This is a genomic window from Arthrobacter sp. Z1-15 (assembly GCF_054792395.1).
This window is the reverse complement of sequence record NZ_CP096454.1, coordinates 2,978,649-2,993,529: the sequence shown is the minus strand read 5'-3', so window position 1 is coordinate 2,993,529 and position 14,881 is coordinate 2,978,649. Positions and strand designations below refer to the sequence as shown.

The following is a 14,881-nucleotide window of genomic DNA, read 5'->3' as shown; positions in this document are numbered from 1 at the left end:
CGCTTTGGCGGGGCCCGGCGGCGGCCGTGCTGGGGGGAGTGCTGGCCGCCGTGCTGGGGACCGGGCTTCATGCCCAGGTTCTGTACGCGGGGGACACCGCCGTACCGCTGGGTGCGGCCGGCGCGCTGGTCCTCAGCTGCGCTGTTGCCGTGTTCGCCGGAGTATGGGCGCGTTCGGCACTGTGGACTGCGGCGGCCGGGCTTGTCACGTACGTGATCCTGGGCCTGTTCACGCTCGATCTCTGGGACACCCCGCTGATCATCACCGGAACCGTGCTCGAGGTGCAGCCCGGCATCGTCCTGGCCGGCCGCATCTGGCTGTTCGGGCAGGCGCTGGTGACCATCATTGCGCTGTTCCTGACCTCGTGGGTGCTCGCCAAGGCCCGCCGTACAGACGCAGAACGTGCTGCCGGCCGGCAGTTGCCTGAGCCTCCCCTGGCGGGCCGGGCCTAAAAAGCCGACCGCTGGTCAAAACCCCGCTTCCGGATTACCGGCAGCGGGGTTTTTTCTTGGCCCCAAAGAGCCGCTGCGCACCCGTTCCCACCCTTTGTGCACTGCCGGGGCGGAAGGTGTCCCTCCAGCCCCACCAGCCACAAAGGGTGGGAACCAGTGCAGCGGGCGGCACTCCAGGAGTCAGGTGACGTGGGGCGCGGTCAGCGGAGCCGGGTGGCCTCAGCGCCGCGGCGCGCGCGGAGCCGGCGGCGGAGGTACTTCTTTGGCCGCCGTCACCAGGTGGTAGGGAACCGTGACGTTTCCGCGGCGGCCGGCAACCGTGACCTCCTCGTCCGCTGCCTCGACCAGATAACCCAGCACGTCGGTGAACCCCTCCCCGAGACGGTAGCGGACCACCACGCGGGCACCGGCGGGCAGGGCACGGAGGACGGCTGCTGGAGGGGGAACGTTCACCGTTACATGGTACGCGGGCAACCTCCGACTGGGAGATAATGGATCAGGCTACTAACGTGGAACCAACACTTCGTGGATTTTCCCCGTCCGGGACGGTCCGCAGATCAGGAAGGCAAGGGATCGTGACGTACGTAATTGCGCAGCCATGCGTAGATGTAAAAGACAAGGCATGCATTGAGGAATGCCCGGTGGACTGCATCTATGAAGGTGAACGCTCCCTCTACATTCACCCCGACGAGTGCGTCGACTGCGGTGCCTGTGAACCGGTCTGCCCCGTTGAAGCGATCTACTACGAGGACGACACCCCCGAAGAATGGGCCGAGTACTACAAGGCCAACGTTGAATTCTTTGACGACCTGGGTTCACCGGGCGGTGCGGCAAAGATCGGCAATACGCACAAGGACCACCCGATCATCGCCGTCCTTCCCCCGCAGAACCAAGAGGCATGAGTTCCGCCCCTTCGCGCACCTTCGGGCTGGACCTGCCGGAGTATCCGTGGGAAGCCATGGCTCCCTACGCCAAGCTGGCTGCGGAGCACCCGGACGGTGCCGTCAACCTCTCCATCGGTACTCCCGTGGACCCGACGGCCGCCGTTGTCCGGGAGGCCCTGAGCGCGGCTGCTGACGCGCCCGGCTATCCCACCACGCACGGCACTCCGGCTCTCCGGCAGGCCATCAGCGGCTGGTACGCCCGGCGCCGCAATGTCCCGGGACTGGATCCGGAGGACATCATGCCCAGCGTGGGTTCCAAGGAACTGGTGGCGTGGCTGCCGCTGCTGCTGGGGCTGGGGGAGGGCGACGTCGTCGTCCGCCCCACCGTTGCCTACCCCACCTATGACATGGGTGCCCTGCTGGCCGGCGCCACCCCCGTGGCCGCCGACAGTCTTGAAGAGCTTGACGACGACGTCCGTGCCCGCGTGCGGCTGGTCTGGGTCAACTCCCCGGGAAACCCGACCGGCATTGTGCGCTCCGCAGACTCGCTGCGCTCCCTCGTGGACTCCGCGCGGAGAATCGGAGCCGTGGTCGCCTCGGACGAATGCTATGCCGAACTGGGATGGGGCGACTGGGATCCCGACCGCGGGGGCCGGCCCGTGCCGAGCATCCTGGACCCTGTGGTCAGCGGCGGCAGCAATGACCTGCTGCTGTCGGTGTACTCGCTGAGCAAGCAGTCCAACATGGCCGGCTACCGTGCCGCGTTTGTCGCCGGTGACGGGGCGATCATCGCCAACCTCGTCAACAGCCGCAAACATGCCGGAATGATCGTTCCGGCGCCGGTGCAGGCCGCAATGATCGCCGCCCTCTCCGACGACGCCCACGTGGCGGCGCAGAAGGAGAAGTACCGTGCGCGCCGGGAGCTGCTGGTTCCCGCTCTGGAAGCCTTCGGGCTGACCATCCACCACTCCGAGGCAGGGCTCTATCTCTGGGCCACAGCCGGCGAGGACACCTGGCAGACCGTGGAACGGCTGGCGAAGCTGGGTATTGTCTCCGGCCCCGGCGTCATTTACGGAAATGAAGGTGCGGGCTTTGTCCGAATTGCGCTCACCGGCTCCGATGAACGGGTCGCGGCCGCGGCACGGCGGCTGACTGCCGCCGCCGGATAAGCGGGGACGGCCTGCGGGGGGAGCCCGTGCTTATAACGCCGGACGCGGAGGAGCGACATGTTTCGCTTCCACAACAACCCGGCCGCCGATTAGTCGTAAAGGGCGCCCAAAGGGTAGCGTTTTGCGTAAATAGATTTAGCGGAATTGACACTATGGGCGCCCCCCACACCACGCGACGCCCGTAGCTCTGGTTTCTTCAAACTCCTGAAGGAGACTTAATGACTGAGCGTCCCAGTGCACAGCTGCACTATGGGGAAAACACCGAAGACCGGCTCGAGCTCCCCCGTGTTGCAGCGGCGGAGGGCAACGACGGCTTTGACGTCTCCAAGCTGCTGAAGCAGACCGGAACCGTCACGTTTGACCCCGGCTTTATGAATACCGCGGCTACCAAGTCCGCCATTACTTACATTGACGGCGACGCCGGCATCCTGCGGTACCGCGGTTATCCGATTGAGCAGCTCGCCAAGCACTCCAGCTTCCTGGAGACTTCGTATCTGCTGATCTACGGAAACCTCCCGACCCCCACGGAGCTGGAAGCCTTTGACCAGCGGATCCGCCGCCACACGCTGCTGCATGAAGACCTCAAGGGCTTCTTCGGCGGTTTCCCCCGGGACGCACACCCGATGCCGGTGCTGTCCTCCGCAGTCAGCGCGCTCTCGACGTTCTACCAGGATTCCCTGGACCCGTTTGATGAAGAGCAGGTGGAGCTCTCCACCGTCCGTCTGATGGCAAAGCTGCCGGTGATCGCCGCTTACGCGCACAAGAAGTCCATCGGCCAGCCCATGCTGTACCCGGACAACTCCATGAACCTCGTGGAGAACTTCATGCGCCTGAGCTTCGGCTTCCCGGCGGAACCGTATGAAATTGATCCCGACCTGGTCAAGGCGCTGGACCTGCTGCTGATCCTGCATGCAGACCACGAGCAGAACTGCTCCACCTCGACGGTGCGCCTGGTCGGCTCCTCGAACGCGAACATGTTCGCTTCCGTGTCCGCCGGCATCAGCGCCCTCTTCGGCCCGCTGCACGGCGGGGCCAACGAGGCCGTGCTGAACATGCTCCGGGACATCAAGTCCACGGGCATGGCGCCGGAAACCTTCATGGAGAAGGTCAAGAACAAGGAAGACGGCGTGAAGCTCATGGGCTTCGGGCACCGCGTCTACAAGAACTACGATCCGCGCGCCAAGATCGTCAAGGCCACCGCCCACGACATCCTGGCAAAGCTCGGCGGCAACGACGAGCTGCTGGACATCGCCATGCGCCTGGAAGAGAAGGCCCTCGCCGATGATTACTTCATCGAGCGCAAGCTGTACCCGAACGTGGACTTCTACACCGGCCTGATCTACAAGGCCATGGGCTTCCCGGAAAAGATGTTCACCGTCCTCTTCGCCATTGGACGCCTGCCGGGCTGGATTGCCCAGTGGCGCGAAATGATGCAGGACCCGCAGACGAAGATTGGCCGCCCGCGCCAGCTCTACACGGGCGCCCCGGAGCGGAACTACCCGGCCCGCTAGGTCCAGGCCAAGCTCAACGGCATAAAAGGAAGGCCCCCGGAATCCCATCGGATTCCGGGGGCCTTCTTCGCGTCCGTCAGGATCAGGTGCGTCAGGATCCGGCGTAGCCCTGCGGGTTGTTCTTCTGCCAGCGCCAGTGGTCTTCACACATGGCGTCCAGCGACCGCGTGGCGGACCAGCCAAGCTCTGCCAGCGCTGCTGACGGATCAGCGTAGCTGACGGCGGCGTCGCCGGGCCGGCGGTCGGTGGTTTCGTACGGGATCTCCTTGCCGGCGGCCCTGGAGAAGGCAGCCAGCACCTGCAGCACCGAGGAGCCGTTGCCGGTGCCGAGGTTCCAGCGGTGCACGCCGGACTTGGCGGTGATGTATTCCAGGGCGGCCAGGTGCCCTGCAGCGAGGTCCACAACATGGATGTAGTCGCGCACGCCGGTGCCGTCGGGGGTGGGGTAGTCGTCGCCGAAGACCATGACCTTTTCGCGGCGGCCAACGGCCACCTGGGCCACAAACGGCAGCAGGTTGTTCGGCACGCCGGTGGGATCTTCGCCGATCCGGCCGGATTCGTGGGCGCCGGCGGGGTTGAAGTAGCGCAGCAGCGCAATGTTCCAGCGCTCGTCGGCAGCGCCCAGATCGGCCAGGATGTCTTCGATCTGTTCCTTGGTGCGGCCGTAGGGGTTCACGGCGTCCATCGGCGTTTTTTCCGTAAGGGGAACCTCTTCGGAGGCTCCGTACACGGTGGCCGAGGAACTGAAGACGAGGGTGCGGACATCATGCTTGTCCATCATGCGCAGCAGGTTCAGGGTGCCGCCCACATTGTTGTGGTAGTAGTACAGCGGCTTGGCCACGGATTCCCCGACGGCCTTCAGACCGGCAAAGTGAATGACGGCGTCGATCGCATGGTCGGTGAAGACAGCGTCAACGGCCGGCTCGTCCAGCAGGTCCGCGCGGACGAATTCGGCGCGGCGCCCGGCCAGGTCCTGGACCCGGTTCAGGGATTCTTCGCTTGAGTTGGCCAGGTTGTCGAGCACGACGACGTCGTGGCCTGCTTCCAGCAGGGCCAGCGTGGTGTGGGAACCGATGTATCCCGTGCCTCCGGTAACAAGTATTCGCATGACTTCAGACTAGTGGATGCGGCACGGGCACCGGATCAGGATTGCTCCGCTGCCCGGAAAACTGTCAGCACCACCGCGCCGTCGGCCGCCGGCGCCGGGTCCCAGGCCCCCGTGGCCCGCGTCCACCGGCGTTCGTCAAAGGCCACGGAATCAAGGGAAAGCGCGTCGGCGGAGGCCACGGCCCACTCCGCCACCGACCAGCCGTAGCTGCCGGTCCCCGCCACGGTAATGCGCGAGCCCTCGACCGTGGCTTCCACCGGGCCGTAGACCGCGGTCAGCGCGGCCAGGACAGCCTCCGGGCTGCCCGAGGCCGACGGCGGATCGAGCGTGCATGTCATGGCGGCGGGGGAGTGCCCGGTCAGGGCGGACGCAAACGCCTTGGCCTCGTCCTCGTGGTCCGCATACGCATCGGGGAAGGCGCTGCGCTGGACCGTTTGGGCGGCCACGGTCAGGGGAAGGTCCGCGTAGTTCGGGACTTTTTCCAGAGCATCGTAAAAGGCATTGGCCGCGTACACCCGGTCCATGACCTGTTCCTCGCTGCCCCAGCCCTGGGACGGGCGCTGCTGGAATAAGCCGCGGGAGTCCGGGCCGGCGTCGTCCCCGTAATCGAGGTTCCGCAGCCCGGACTCCTGGATGGCGGTCGCCACCGCAATGGAAGCGGCCCGCGCCGGCATGCCCCGGCGCACCGAAATACCGGCGATGAGGGCTGCCGTCTCCGCCCGTGCCGGCGTCAGGTGATACTCGGCGCCGTCGGCCGTCGCAGTGCACGACGGCGGGGCGGCCGTCTCTTTGCCCGGCTCACGGAGTGCCGAGACGGCGTAGACGGTGACGGCGACCAGGAAGAGCACCACCAGCAGCAGCACCGGAAGGAATCCGCTGCTGCGCCGGGCGGCGGGACCTGTGGCAGGCATGGGCGGAGCGCTGCTGCCCTAGTTGGCGTGCAGTGCGGCGTTGAGCTCCACGGATGCTCCGCTGCGGGCCAGAGCTTCCACGCTGCCGGTGACCGAGTTGCGGCGGAACAGCAGGTTGGGAACTCCGGAGAGTTCCACCGCCTTGACGATCTGCGGTTCCTCGCCCGGAACCAGCACCGAAACCCGGGTGCCGGCGGTGATGTAGAGGCCGGCTTCCACGACTGATTCGTTGCCGATGCTGATCCCCACGCCGGAGTTGGCGCCCAGAAGGACACGCTCGCCGAGGGTGATCTTCTCGCGGCCGCCGCCGGAGAGGGTGCCCATGATGGAGGCGCCGCCGCCCACGTCGGTTCCGTTGCCCACCACTACGCCGGCGGAAATGCGGCCTTCCACCATGGAAACGCCCAGCGTGCCGGCGTTGAAGTTCACAAAGCCCTCATGCATGACCGTGGTTCCCTCGGCCAGGTGTGCGCCCAGGCGGACCCGGCCGGCGTCGGCGATCCGGACGCCGGAGGGGACGACATAATCCGTCATGCGCGGGAACTTGTCCACGCCGAAAACGGTCACCGGGCCGCGGGCACGCAGCCGCAGGCGGACGGACTCGAAGCCCTCGACGGCGCACGGGCCGAAGTTGGTCCACACCACGTTGGGCAGCTGCCCGAAGATTCCGTCAACGTTCAGGGTGTTCGGGGCGGCCAGACGGGCGGAGAGCAGGTGCAGGCGCAGGTAGGCGTCGGCGGTGGAGGCGGGTGCCGCGTCGAGATCGATCTCGGTGCGCAGGACTTCGCCGCGGGTGCCGCGCTCGGCGTCGGTCATCGAGGCGGCTGCTGCTGAGAGTTCGGCCTCGAGGGCATCGGCCGGGGCGTCGTCAGCGGAAGGAAGGGCTGCGAGCACGGGCTGCGGGTACCAGACATCCAGGACGGTGCCGTCGCTGGTGATGGTGGCCAGGCCCAGGCCGGAGGCAATGCGGGCGGTCGGGGAGGAGGTGCTTGAAGTCATGCCTTCCAGTCTACCGACGGCTCATGCGGGCGGCCGGTGCGGGACAACCCGGCAAGGCCGTCCAGCCGCTCTCGGTAGGGTGGAGACATGACTGACACGCCATCCCGGACCCTGGACCTGACCCGCGACGTTGCCCTGCTGACCGCCGACCTCATGGACATTGAGAGTGTCTCCGGCAATGAAAAGAACGTGGCCGACGCCGTGGAGGCGGTGCTTCGTGAGCTTCCGCACCTGGAGGTGGTGCGCGACGGCGACTCCATTATTGCGCGCACGTCCCTGGGGCGCGGGGAACGGGTCCTGCTGGCCGGACATCTGGACACCGTGCCGCTGCCGACGGTGGAAGGCTCCCGCGGAACAGTGCCGTCGTCCTGGGACGGCGACGTGCTGTACGGGCGGGGAGCCACCGACATGAAGGGCGGCGTGGCGGTGCAGCTGGCACTGGCCGCGGAACTCACGGCACCGAACCGGGACGTGACCTACGTGTTTTACGACCATGAGGAAGTCGAAGCCTCGCTGAGCGGGCTGGGCCGGCTGCAGCGCAGCTACCCGGACTGGCTGGCCGCCGACTTCGCTGTCCTCCTGGAACCGACCAACGGCACCGTGGAGGGCGGCTGCAACGGCACCATGCGTTTCCACGCCTCCACCACGGGCAAAGCCGCACATTCCGCCCGGGCCTGGATGGGGGAGAACGCCATCCATGCGGCGGCGGAGATCCTGACCCGGCTGCGGGACCACGAGCCGGCCACGGTGGCGGTGGAAGGCCTGGACTACCGGGAGTCGCTGAACGCGGTCAAGATCTGGGGCGGAACCGCGGGAAACGTCATCCCGGATGCAGCCACCGTGGAGATCAACTACCGGTTTGCTCCGGACAAGAGCATCGAAGAAGCAGAGGCCTATGTGCGGAACCTGCTCACCGGGTTCGACCTGGTCCGCACTGACGCGGCATCGGGCGCCCGGCCCGGCCTGGACCGGCCGGCCGCAGCCAGCTTTGTGGCCGCCGTCGGTGCCGAACCCAAACCCAAGTACGGCTGGACCGACGTCGCCCGCTTCAGCGAGATGGGAATCCCCGCCGTGAACTTCGGGCCGGGGGACGCCCTGCTGGCGCACACGGACAACGAGCACGTGCACGCCGACGCCGTGCGGGCCTGCCTGGCGGCGCTGCGCAGCTGGCTCAGCTAGCTCAAGGCGGCAGCAAAAAAGGGGAGGCCGGCCGGCCTCCCCTTTTTGCTGCCGCGGACGGTTCGCCCGCTGGAGCAGAAGCTACTTGACCGGCGCTTCCACGCCTTCAGGGTCGATGGCATCCTCGCGCTGCAGCAGCTTGCCGGCGCGTGCGCCGAGCAGGCGGGAGAGCCGCTGCGCGGTGAAGGTCAGCAGCATGTTGATCAGAATGAAGATGGCTGCGGCCACCAGCAGGGACGGCAGCATGTTGCCGGCTCCGGCACCGAAGCGCTGGGCGTTGGCCAGCAGGTCGGTGTAGCCGATGATGTAGCCCAGTGCCGAGTCCTTGAGGATCACGACAAACTGGCCCAGCAGCGCCGGCAGCATAGCCACGAGGGCCTGCGGAATCTCGATGCTGCGCAGCGACTGGGCCGGAGTCAGCCCGATGGCCAGCCCTGCTTCGCGCTGGCCCTTGGGCAGCCCGAAGACGCCCGAGCGCACCAGTTCGGCGATCACTGATCCGTTGTAGAGGGTCAGCGCCACCACAACCGCCCAGAACGGAGCACTGGATGCTTCCATCGGGGTGGACTTGGCGAAGAACTGGTACAGGAAGATCATCATCAGCAGCACCGGGACGGCGCGGAAGAACTCCACCACGACGTCGCATACCCAGCGCAGCGGGGCCAGCCCGGAGAGCCGGCCGAAGCCGAAGAGCAGGCCAAAGGCGATGGAGGTGACGACGGCGACGCCGGCGGCCTTCAGGGTTGCAAGCAGGCCGGGCAGCAGCGTGAAGCGCCAGGTGCTCCATTCCAGGAACGGCGTCCACTTAGCGGCTTCGAACTGGTCCTTTTCGGCCAGCCCGTTGACGGCCACCGCGAGGATGCCCAGGACCAAGAGTGCGCCGAGGATGTTGAAGACCAGGATCCGGCGCTTCGCCCGGGGCCCGGGAACGTCGAACAGGACAGCTTGGGTGCTCATCGGGCCACCGCCAGTTTCTTCGAGGCCCAGGTGGTGAGCAGGCCGATGGGGATCACGATGACGACAAAGCCAATGGCAAAGGTCAGGAAGATCTGGGTCATAACGTCCGGCCGGAACTCAATCATGGTTTTCATGAGGCCGGAGGCCTCGGCCACACTCGCAGCGGCAGCCACGGTGGTGTTTTTCACCAGGGCGATCAGCACGTTGCCCAGCGGTGCGACGGCGCCCCGGAAGGCCTGCGGCAGAATGATCAGCCAGGCGGCGGGCAGGAAGGACAGGCCGATGGACCGGGCCGCCTCGGCCTGGCCGAGCGGAACGGTGTTCACGCCGGACCTGATCGCCTCGCAGACAAAGGCTGCGTGATAGATGCTCAGGGACAGGACCGCCAGCAGGAAGAAGTTGAGGTCAAAGTCCTTGACCAAGTTCACCTGGAGCTGGCCCCACAGGCCCAGCACCGAGAACACCATGATGATGGTCAGCGGGGTGTTGCGGAAGATATTGACGTAGGCAGTGCCGAACCAGCGCAGGCTGGCGATCGGCGAGATCCGCATGACGGCGAGGACGGTGCCGAGCACCAGCGATGCGAGGGCCGCCCAGAACGCCAGCTGGATGTTGACCCAGAACGCGGCGACGACGTCGTAATCCTCGAAGAGGGCGAAGAAACCACCCATGATGTACCTCTTCTGTGAGAGAAAGAAACCGGTGCATGCGAAGGAAACAATGTCCTTCGCATGCACCGAGGTTTACGCCGGCGGGTCACCGCCGGTTGATGTGCCTATGCGCAGGCTGCAGGCTCCGGCGGGTTCAGCTCATCGTTGTAGGTGTAGTCGGCACCCTCGGTGTTGGCCTTGATGGCCTCTTCCCAGGAACCGTCTTCGACCATGGTGCGGATGGCCGTGTTGATGGCCTCACACTGGTCGCTGTCCTTGGAGATGCCCACACCGTACTGCTCTTCGGTGAACGGGTTGCCGACCACCTTGAACTTGCCGGAGTTGGCATCGGTGGAGGCGAGGCCGGCGAGGATGATGTCGTCGGTGGTGACGGCGTCAACCTGGCCGCCCTGCATGGCGGTGACGCAGTTGGCGTAGCCGCCCTGCTCCAGCAGGTTCACGTCGGACGCGAGGGTGTCCTTGATCTTCTGTGCGGAAGTGGAACCGGTGACCGAGCACAGCGTCTTGCCGTTGAGGTCCTCGGGGCCGTTGATGTCGCTGTTGTCGGCGTTGACCAGCAGGTCCTGGCCGGCAATGAAGTACGGTCCGGCGAAGCCCACGCGTTCCTTGCGGGCGTCAGTAATGGAGTAGGTAGCGAAGATCATGTCCACTTCGCCGTTTTCCAGCACGTTTTCGCGCTGTGCGGAGGGGGTTTCCACCCACTCGATCTGCTCTCCGGTGTAGCCCAGGTCCTCTGCCACGTACTTGGCGACGTCGACGTCGAAGCCGGTGGGCTCGTTGCCTTCCATGAAGCCCAGGCCGGGCTGGTCGAACTTGATGCCGATTTTGATGGTGTCGCCGGAACCGGAGCCGGTCTCGCCGCTGCCGGCTTCGGTGCCGGAGTCGCCTCCGCAGGCGGACATGGTCAGTGCTGCGGCAGCGGCGAATGCCACTGCTGCGTAGCGGGTCTTGCGCATGATTTCTCCTTGTTTAGCGGCCTAACCGGACGGGTTGGCCTTGCTTCAAGGGGTTGCCCCCAACGTGTGAATCTGTATATCGGTAAGTGCGGACCGGCCCGGCTAGTGGGCGAGGATCTTGCCCAGGAAGTCCTTGGCCCGGCTGCTCTTGGGATTGGTGAAGAATTCCTCCGGCGTGGCCTCTTCGACGATCTGTCCGTCGGCCATGAACACCACGCGGTCGGCGGCTTTGCGGGCAAATCCCATCTCGTGGGTTACCACGATCATGGTCATGCCCTCCTTGGCCAGACCGACCATGGTGTCCAGGACTTCGTTGATCATCTCGGGGTCCAGCGCCGAGGTGGGTTCGTCGAACAGCATGACCTTGGGTTTCATGGCCAGCGCCCGGGCAATCGCCACGCGCTGCTGCTGGCCGCCGGAGAGCTGGGCGGGAAGCTTGTTCGCCTGGTTGGCCACTCCCACCCGTTCCAGCAGGTCCATCGAGAGCTTCTTCGCTTCGGCGGACTTCATGCCTTTGACCTTGACCGGGCCCAGCGACACATTGTCGAGGATGGTCTTGTGGGCAAAGAGATTGAAGGACTGGAAAACCATGCCGACGTCGGCGCGCAGCTTGGCAAGGGCCTTGCCCTCGGCAGGCAGGACTTTTCCGTCAACGGCGATTTCGCCGTCGTCGATGGTCTCGAGCCGGTTGATGGCACGGCAGAGCGTGGACTTTCCGGAACCTGACGGTCCGATCACCACGACCACTTCGCCGCGGGCTACGTCGAGGTTGATGTTCTGCAGGACGTGCAGGTCCCCAAAGTGCTTGTTGACGTTCTTGAGCGAGACAAGAGGAGCAGCAGAATCAGGCAATGCAGAATCAGGCGTAGCGCCTTCGGATGTGTCACGGGTCATAAGAAGAAGATAGCCAATGATTGTGTCCGCAATGTGTCATAGTCCACAATTTCTCCGCAATCGTGACGCAAGAGCAACCAAACACGGCCCGCGGCCGGCGTGAGACCGCTGCCACACATGTGCTTACCCTTGAAGCATGGAACTCAGCGACAACACGTCCCGTCCCCGTATCGGCACTCCCCGGAAGCGGGGACCCGTTGAACTGCGCCGGGCGCAGGCTGCTGCACCGCAGTCGGACCGCTACCTGCTGGACGGCAGCGACCAGACGCATTTCACGCATACCGACCCCTGGCGCGTGCTGCGCATCCAGAGCGAGTTCGTGGAGGGCTTCGGCACTTTGTCCGAGCTCGGTCCTGCAGTCAGCGTGTTCGGCTCCGCCCGCAGCCTCCCCGGCTCGCCTTATTACAAACTCGGTGAGGAAGTGGGGCGGCTGCTCGCGGAGGAAGGGCTGGCGGTCATCACCGGCGGCGGACCGGGCTCCATGGAGGCCGCAAACCGGGGTGCGGTTGAAGCTGAGGGTTTGTCGGTGGGCCTGGGCATTGAGCTCCCGTTTGAAACCGGGCTGAATGACTGGGTGGACCTGGGCATCAACTTCCGGTACTTCTTCGTCCGCAAGACCATGTTCGTCAAGTACGCCCAGGGATTCATCGTCCTTCCGGGAGGCTTCGGCACCATGGATGAACTCTTCGAAGCCATGACCCTGGTGCAGACCCAAAAGGTTACGTCCTTCCCGATCGTCCTCATCGGCACCGAATTCTGGAGCCCGCTCATGGACTGGGTCCGGGGAACTCTGCTGGGTGAGGGCATGATCTCGGCCAAAGACCTCGACCTGATCCACGTGGTGGATGATCCGGCGGAGGCTGTACGGCTGATGATCACCGACAGCGCCGGGCACGTCTCCCCGTAGCGGCCCGGGGCAGCCGCCTCATCTGGCACGATGGTTCTGTGACAACAATCCTGGTCTTCCTGGCAGTCTTTGCCGCAGGAGCCGTTGCCCTCCTTGCCACAGGGCTTCCGCTGCACCGCAAATCCGCAGCCGGACCCGTCGCTCCGGGGACGGGCGGCGACCCCGGGCTGGCCGAACCGGATCCCAGGCTGCCCCCGGTCCTGCTGCCCGAGAAGGTGCAGGCGTCCGATATCGGCCGGCTGCGGTTCTCCGTGGCACTGCGGGGCTATCGCATGGACCAGGTTGACGAGGTCCTGTCCCGGCTGGCGGCTGCGCTCGCCGAGCGGGATGCAGCTCTGGACGCCCTGCGGAAGCCTCAGCGCAGCTCCGGTCCGGAAGAAGCGGAAAAACCGGGCGGGCCCGAAGAGCCGGAAGTGCGTCCTTGAGTACTGCAGCCGGCACCGACGGACTGCTGCGCTGCCCCTGGGCCGTCAGCAGCCCCGACTACCAGCGGTACCACGACGAGGAATGGGGCCGTCCGGTGACCGGGGAAGATGCCCTTTTTGAACGGTTGAGCCTGGAAGCCTTCCAATCGGGCCTGAGCTGGATCACGATCCTGCGCAAACGTCCTGCCTTCCGGGCAGCCTTCGCCGGTTTCGATCCGGCCGTCGTCGCCGGCTATACCGACGCTGACCGTGAACGGCTGATGGCCGACGCCGGAATTGTGCGGAACCGTGCGAAGATCGACGCCGTCATCTCCAATGCCCGGGCACTGCTGCAGCTGCCCGTAGGCGAGAGCCTGGAAAAGCTGCTTCAGGAGCACCGCCCGGACCCGTCGCGTCCGGCACCGCGAACCCTTGCGGATGTTCCCGCGGTAACCGCCGAATCCACCGCACTGGCCAAGGCGTTGAAACAGCGGGGATTCCGCTTTGTAGGGCCCACCACGGCCTATGCCATGCTGCAGGCCACCGGTTTCGTCAACGATCATTTGGAAAGCTGCTGGGTGCGCCATGGAGGGTAGGGCTGCCCCGGACAATGACCAGCAGCGGGCGTCAGGGCCCAACCGCGTCCTGGCCGGCGCAGCCGCTGCGGCGGCCGGGGCCTTTGGCCGCTGGCCCTGGTACGCGAAGGTCCTCGCAGTCTGGGCCCTTGCCCGCCTGTTCTCCTTCGGCCTGTTCCTGGCTGTGGCCGCCCGGCAGGAGCTGAACCCCTGGGGGTGGGAGGGCACGCCGTCGTACCTGCAGTTCATCGGAGCCTGGGACAGCGAATGGTACGGAAAGATCTTCAGCGGCGGTTACCCCGCCGAAATACCGCGGGACGCAACCGGGCGGGCGCTGGAGAATGAATGGGCGTTCTACGCACTTTTTCCGGGACTGGTGCGGGCGCTCGCGGCCGTAACGGGACTGGGATGGGAAGTCCTGGGGCCGGTGGTTGCCACGGCCGCCGGTTTCGGTGCGGCTCTGATGGTGTACCGGCTCTTTGCATTGAAGGCTTCGGCCGGAACCGCACTCTGGGGCGTTGTGTTCGTGGCGGTCAATCCGGTATCGCCGATCCTGCAGGTGCCCTATGCGGAGTCACTGAACCTGCTGCTGCTCGCCGCGGCCCTGTACCTGCTGGTGCAGCGCCGTTATCTGGCCGCGGTGCCGGTGGTGCTGGTGATGTGCCTGTCCCGCCCGGTGGGGGTGGCCTTCGCACTGATGATGCTGGTGCTCTTTATCCGCCGGTGGATCCGACGCCGGACCGAACCGTTTTCCCTGGCCGAGACCTGGCGGATGATCGTGCTGGGCCTGGCCTCCGGCGTCGGCGCCCTCGCGTGGCCCGCGCTCGCCTGGGCCGTCACCGGGGATCTGCGTGCCTACACGGACACGGAGACTGCCTGGCGCGGTGATCACCTGCTGCTGTTCAAGCCCTGGTTCGACGAGGCGGAGCGGCTGTTCGGCCCGGTTCTCGGTCCGGCAGCGCTCCTGCTCCTGGTGCTCCTGGCTGCCCTGTACCTGAATTCCGGCTCCGTGCGCCGGCTGGGCGTTGAGCTGCAGGTATGGTGCGCGGCGTACCTGATGTACCTGTTTGCCTTCCTGAACCCGCTGACCAGCACGTTTCGGCTGCTGCTGCCGCTGTTTCCGCTGGGCCTGGCGCTGGCGTTTCTGAGCACCTCCCGTGCCTACCGCTGGACGGTGGCCGCGGGGTTCCTGGTTCTCCAGATTGTCTGGGTGGCGTGGCTGTGGAGATGGACACCGCTTCCCGGCGGAGGGGATTATCCACCCTGATCCTGTGGCGGGGAACACACGAAATTTCGTTTGCGTC

Annotated in this window: 17 protein-coding genes; 9 read left to right on the top strand and 8 right to left on the bottom strand. The window is 65.8% G+C overall.

Annotation, left to right across the window (positions count from 1 at the left end; genetic code table 11):
- The first annotated feature begins 26 nt into the window (after positions 1-26).
- Positions 27-452, top strand: a complete 426-nt coding sequence (locus M1D40_RS13650) for a hypothetical protein (RefSeq protein ID WP_461169171.1) — start codon at positions 27-29, stop codon at positions 450-452.
- Positions 453-671: 219 nt separating this feature from the next.
- Here M1D40_RS13650 and M1D40_RS13645 read toward each other — a convergent pair whose 3' ends face one another.
- Positions 672-905 carry a putative acetyltransferase gene (locus M1D40_RS13645; protein ID WP_461169170.1) on the bottom strand — a complete coding sequence of 78 codons (234 nt, stop codon included), beginning with the start codon at positions 903-905 and terminating at the stop codon, positions 672-674.
- Between the two features lie 122 nt (positions 906-1,027).
- Between M1D40_RS13645 and fdxA the strand changes: the two genes are divergently transcribed.
- The 3 genes from fdxA to M1D40_RS13630 all read left to right on the top strand — a co-directional run bounded on the left by fdxA (position 1,028) and on the right by M1D40_RS13630 (position 4,016).
- Entirely contained in the window at positions 1,028-1,354 is a 327-nt protein-coding gene (fdxA, locus tag M1D40_RS13640) for a ferredoxin (protein WP_229964965.1), read from the top strand.
- Positions 1,351-2,505, top strand: coding sequence for a succinyldiaminopimelate transaminase (dapC, locus tag M1D40_RS13635; RefSeq protein ID WP_461169169.1), 1,155 nt, complete (start codon positions 1,351-1,353; stop codon positions 2,503-2,505). The genes fdxA and dapC overlap by 4 nt, the downstream gene beginning before the upstream one ends.
- 218 nt (positions 2,506-2,723) lie before the next feature.
- Positions 2,724-4,016 (top strand): citrate synthase, encoded by a 1,293-nt coding sequence (locus M1D40_RS13630; protein WP_341393469.1) that lies wholly within the window; start codon positions 2,724-2,726, stop codon positions 4,014-4,016.
- Positions 4,017-4,107: 91 nt separating this feature from the next.
- Here the strand turns inward: M1D40_RS13630 and galE are convergent, their stop codons facing one another.
- From galE to dapD, 3 genes are read right to left on the bottom strand one after another with little or no spacing between them, the layout of a single operon-like run.
- Complete coding sequence (gene galE / locus M1D40_RS13625; protein ID WP_341393470.1) at positions 4,108-5,124, bottom strand: UDP-glucose 4-epimerase GalE; 1,017 nt, start codon at positions 5,122-5,124, stop codon at positions 4,108-4,110.
- A 35-nt stretch (positions 5,125-5,159) separates the two neighbouring features.
- On the bottom strand, positions 5,160-6,035 hold the full coding sequence (locus M1D40_RS13620) for a hypothetical protein (RefSeq protein ID WP_461169168.1): 876 nt from the start codon (positions 6,033-6,035) through the stop codon (positions 5,160-5,162).
- Between the two features lie 18 nt (positions 6,036-6,053).
- Positions 6,054-7,034: a 2,3,4,5-tetrahydropyridine-2,6-dicarboxylate N-succinyltransferase gene (gene dapD / locus M1D40_RS13615; protein ID WP_341393472.1), complete on the bottom strand. Its 981-nt coding sequence runs from the start codon at positions 7,032-7,034 to the stop codon at positions 6,054-6,056.
- An 87-nt stretch (positions 7,035-7,121) separates the two neighbouring features.
- Here dapD and dapE point away from each other — a divergent pair, with 87 nt between their 5' ends.
- The gene (gene dapE / locus M1D40_RS13610; RefSeq protein ID WP_461169167.1) at positions 7,122-8,213 is read left to right on the top strand and encodes a succinyl-diaminopimelate desuccinylase; all 1,092 of its coding nucleotides are present in this window, start codon (positions 7,122-7,124) and stop codon (positions 8,211-8,213) included.
- Positions 8,214-8,294: 81 nt separating this feature from the next.
- Here dapE and M1D40_RS13605 read toward each other — a convergent pair whose 3' ends face one another.
- From M1D40_RS13605 to M1D40_RS13590, 4 genes are all read right to left on the bottom strand, one after another.
- Positions 8,295-9,170, bottom strand: coding sequence for an amino acid ABC transporter permease (locus M1D40_RS13605; RefSeq protein ID WP_341393474.1), 876 nt, complete (start codon positions 9,168-9,170; stop codon positions 8,295-8,297).
- Positions 9,167-9,841, bottom strand: a complete 675-nt coding sequence (locus M1D40_RS13600; RefSeq protein WP_461169166.1) for an amino acid ABC transporter permease — start codon at positions 9,839-9,841, stop codon at positions 9,167-9,169. The genes M1D40_RS13605 and M1D40_RS13600 overlap by 4 nt, the downstream gene beginning before the upstream one ends.
- Positions 9,842-9,945: 104 nt before the next feature.
- Complete coding sequence (locus M1D40_RS13595; RefSeq protein WP_461169165.1) at positions 9,946-10,797, bottom strand: glutamate ABC transporter substrate-binding protein; 852 nt, start codon at positions 10,795-10,797, stop codon at positions 9,946-9,948.
- 102 nt (positions 10,798-10,899) lie between these two features.
- Positions 10,900-11,691 carry an amino acid ABC transporter ATP-binding protein gene (locus M1D40_RS13590; RefSeq protein ID WP_341393477.1) on the bottom strand — a complete coding sequence of 264 codons (792 nt, stop codon included), beginning with the start codon at positions 11,689-11,691 and terminating at the stop codon, positions 10,900-10,902.
- A gap of 136 nt (positions 11,692-11,827) precedes the next feature.
- On the opposite strand from M1D40_RS13590, the gene M1D40_RS13585 reads away from it, so the two are divergent.
- From M1D40_RS13585 to M1D40_RS13570, 4 genes are read left to right on the top strand one after another with little or no spacing between them, the layout of a single operon-like run.
- The gene (locus M1D40_RS13585; RefSeq protein ID WP_341393478.1) at positions 11,828-12,598 is read left to right on the top strand and encodes an LOG family protein; all 771 of its coding nucleotides are present in this window, start codon (positions 11,828-11,830) and stop codon (positions 12,596-12,598) included.
- 38 nt (positions 12,599-12,636) lie between these two features.
- The gene (locus tag M1D40_RS13580; protein ID WP_461169164.1) at positions 12,637-13,023 is read left to right on the top strand and encodes a DivIVA domain-containing protein; all 387 of its coding nucleotides are present in this window, start codon (positions 12,637-12,639) and stop codon (positions 13,021-13,023) included.
- Positions 13,020-13,598 (top strand): DNA-3-methyladenine glycosylase I, encoded by a 579-nt coding sequence (locus tag M1D40_RS13575; RefSeq protein ID WP_341393480.1) that lies wholly within the window; start codon positions 13,020-13,022, stop codon positions 13,596-13,598. Before M1D40_RS13580 ends, M1D40_RS13575 begins: the two co-directional genes overlap by 4 nt.
- A complete protein-coding gene (locus M1D40_RS13570; protein WP_461169163.1) occupies positions 13,588-14,844 on the top strand; it encodes a hypothetical protein in 1,257 nt (418 codons plus the stop codon). Before M1D40_RS13575 ends, M1D40_RS13570 begins: the two co-directional genes overlap by 11 nt.
- The last annotated feature ends 37 nt before the right edge of the window (positions 14,845-14,881 follow it).